This is a genomic window from Streptomyces poriferorum (assembly GCF_019399235.1).
In the GTDB taxonomy this organism is placed as follows: Bacteria; Actinomycetota; Actinomycetes; order Streptomycetales; family Streptomycetaceae; genus Streptomyces; species Streptomyces poriferorum.
Genome location: NZ_JAELVH010000583.1, coordinates 1 through 773 on the forward strand (window position 1 = coordinate 1; position 773 = coordinate 773).

At 72.8% G+C, this 773-nt stretch carries 1 protein-coding gene; it reads right to left on the bottom strand.

What is annotated here, in order from left to right; genetic code table 11:
* Positions 1-702 (bottom strand): DNA-formamidopyrimidine glycosylase family protein (locus tag JGS39_RS39820; RefSeq protein ID WP_219574628.1); only part of this gene is annotated, 702 nt, incomplete at its 3' end.
* Positions 703-773 lie beyond the last annotated feature (71 nt).

Here is a 773-nt window from a genome sequence, read left to right on the forward strand (position 1 = left end):
CTGGCCGGTGCGACGGTCGCGGGGCGCCGGAGCGGCGGTGGCCCGGGGGCGGGCGCCGACGGTGGTGGTGCGGACCGGACGGTCGCGGTTGGCTTCCAGGAGCTGCTTGGCCGTGGTGACCAGGAGGGCTGCGGTGGGTTCGGGCAGTCGGCCGATGGGGAGCCAGGGGGTGGCCCGGGCCATGAAGCAGAGCTCGCACTTGTAGACGTTGCCGATACCGGCCAGGTTGCGCTGGTCCAGAAGGGCTTCGCCGAGGGGGCGGGCGGGGTCGGCGAGCAGATTGCGCAGCGCGGTGTCGGCGTTCCAGTCCGGGCCCAGCAGGTCCGGGCCGAGGTGACCGACGGCCTGCTCCTCGTCCTTCGTACGCAGGAGTTCGAGGACGGGGAGGCGGTAGCCCACGGCGGTGTGCGTGGCGTTGGCCAGGATGGCGCGGATCTGGTGGGAGGGGCCGCCCCGCCAGCGTTCGTCGGGGGCGTAGACGCGCCAGGCGCCGTCCATCCGCAGATGGCTGTGGAGGGTGAGGCCGCCCTCGACGCGGGTCAGCAGATGCTTGCCGCGCGAGGAGACACCGAGAACGGTTCGTCCGGTGAGATCGGCGGTGGCGAACCGCGGGACGCGCAGATCGGACCGGGTGAGGACCTGGCCGGCCAGTGCGCTGTGCAGCCGCTTCGCGGTCTGCAGGACGGTGTCTCCTTCGGGCATACGTCCATCATGCGCGGGTTGGCGGGGTGTGAGCGGGTGAGCTCACGGTTCGCGGGTGCGGGTGCGGGTGC